4 protein-coding genes are annotated in these 1,989 nt (G+C 56.4%); all 4 read left to right on the forward strand.

Annotated features, from left to right (window positions below):
- Nucleotides 1-321, forward strand: a 321-nt coding sequence (locus tag AC1D0Z_RS20465) for a hypothetical protein (RefSeq protein ID WP_477660004.1), incomplete at its 5' end; no start/stop codon positions are given.
- An 86-nt stretch (nucleotides 322-407) separates the two neighbouring features.
- A complete protein-coding gene (locus AC1D0Z_RS20470) occupies nucleotides 408-758 on the forward strand; it encodes a hypothetical protein (protein WP_477660005.1) in 351 nt (116 codons plus the stop codon).
- A 10-nt stretch (nucleotides 759-768) separates the two neighbouring features.
- The gene (locus AC1D0Z_RS20475) at nucleotides 769-1,185 is read left to right on the forward strand and encodes a hypothetical protein (protein WP_477660006.1); all 417 of its coding nucleotides are present in this window, start codon (nucleotides 769-771) and stop codon (nucleotides 1,183-1,185) included.
- Nucleotides 1,179-1,796: a hypothetical protein gene (locus tag AC1D0Z_RS20480; RefSeq protein ID WP_477660007.1), complete on the forward strand. Its 618-nt coding sequence runs from the start codon at nucleotides 1,179-1,181 to the stop codon at nucleotides 1,794-1,796. The genes AC1D0Z_RS20475 and AC1D0Z_RS20480 overlap by 7 nt, the downstream gene beginning before the upstream one ends.
- Nucleotides 1,797-1,989 lie beyond the last annotated feature (193 nt).

The raw sequence follows: 1,989 nt of genomic DNA on the forward strand, positions 1-1,989 counted from the left end.
GAAGTGTGGAGTGCGGGCTATCAGCGTTTTCGTCCATTGCTTGCCATCGAGGCGCGTATCGCTGGTGAAATGGTTCGCTCCACGCGGTTCTCGCTGGACGATGAAGATTACGAAGGAGAGCGGCTGGACGTCGAGAATGCTTTGCGGCCCTTTGTGCCCGGAATGGAAATCGAGGCATTCATCGATCCCGCGCGAGGGCGGCTACCTGTCGCGTGCATCGAGGTCCCAACGATGCGGAGAGAACACTTTCGAAACTGCATCCTCGCAGGGAGCGCTCTCGTGGTCATTGCACTGGCAGCAGGAGGCTACCTTGCGCTTTGACATGTCAACCGGCAAGGATCCACAACAGCAGGAGGCGGCTTCGGCACGGGGTGTTGTGGCCTGGTTTTCTCCACCTTGAACCTCACATGGCTACATTCCACTGCCCTTTATGTCAGGGTCCCCTTGCGGCGTGGGTGGTGCGTGATCAATTCACATGCCACCACTGCTCATGGGCATTGCGATCCAATTGCGGCCACGCCATTCTTTGGGCCTTGGGCGCGGGGCTGCTTGGCGAGCTCGCGCTGCTGGCGATTTTGTGGATTCTCCTGCCAGGCAAACTTGATGCGTTGATCGTGTGGTTTTCGCTGGGATGTGTGGCAGGTTACCTTCTTGGTTACTTCACCTTTCGCGTCAAGCTAATTCTGTTGCCGCTTCGGCCACAACGACCTTTGTTAAATCATTCCGGCGCGGCGCCTCCAGTGTCCGCTGAAACCTGAAAAGTAGGCCATGTATTTCCGGGCTTCCCAGCTTCCGCAGCTCTCATCMCTCTGCCACCGTGAGCGCTGCCGGGTTCTGGTGTCCGCCGCAGTCGCCTACAACCGCTGGGTGTTCCTCCGGATGGCAGTGGTGTTTGCCCTGATGTTGGCAACGATCACCGCAATCAATTTCCTGCCTTTGTTTTTGAGACTTCCCGGGTGGGCGGGGACTGCAGCAGCAGTCATCTGCGGCATGCTTTTCTATGCACTTCTTCTGTGGGAGTTCAATGGCCCGCTCGGAAAGGCAGTCGCGAAGTATCTTTCCGGGAGCCAGTCCAATGCGCCCCGGCCTAACATGTCGTTCGTCATTGGCGCCTTGCCGTTCGCCCTGTATGTGGTCTTCCGGCGCAAGCCGCCGGTCAACCTTGCGTTAGGTGCTGCGTGGTAAACCTTGTTCTGTTCATTCCGATCCTGGGCCTGTTGATCGTCATTGGCGCACTCGTCTACGCGTACAAGAAGCTTGAATTCAGGCATTTCCTGGTGCTTGTTGCGTCGCTTATGCTTGTTCCCGCAGTTATGTGGAAAGTCCACGAACAGAAGTTCATTCTGCAAGCCGTCCCGGACGCGCTGGAGGTGCAGGCCGTCTCTTATCGGAACGAGGAGTCCTGGGGCTTTGGCCCTGGTGGCAACGAGGCAGGAATCCGGTTTTATCCCCTGTCCGAAGAGATCTCGCACAGGGTTGGGGAGGGGGGAATCAGGTACCTTGAACAACTGCCGCCCAACAAGGATCAGCAAAGTCGACGCTGGCGCGGGTACTACGCGCAGTGGAGTGAAACACCCATTCGCGGAGACCATTGGAAGATCAACCCAGGTACTGGCTTGTTGAACGTGATGGACTACATCTGCGTTTACGGGTTTTGCATTGACATACCGCCGGAGCGTATGAAGCAGGCGAACGAAATTATCAGCAAGCCGGGCAGTTTTTATGCACAGGGCCGTATCGGAATAATCGTTGTAAGTCCGGAGCAGAAACTTGTTCTTTACTTCTACAACGGCTAGCGGATGGTTGGCGGTGTCAATGCCTGGCCTTCCAGCGAAGAAAAACTCACCCGGCAAGCAGCCCGGATGGGTTTCTCATGCCAAATATCAGACATCCAGGAGAAATATGCACAGTCCGATTGAGCGTTTCAAAACCGTATGGCTTGACGCCAGGAGCCGCGGCTCGTCCAAACACAGGAACGCGGTGTGTGTC

Source organism: Polaromonas sp. P1_E3 (genome assembly GCF_056405935.1).

Bases quoted from the DNA above. Each gene is read 5' to 3' on its own strand.
- AC1D0Z_RS20470 (WP_477660005.1), top strand. From the start codon at position 408: ATGGCTACATTCCACTGCCCTTTATGTCAGGGTCCCCTTGCGGCGTGG.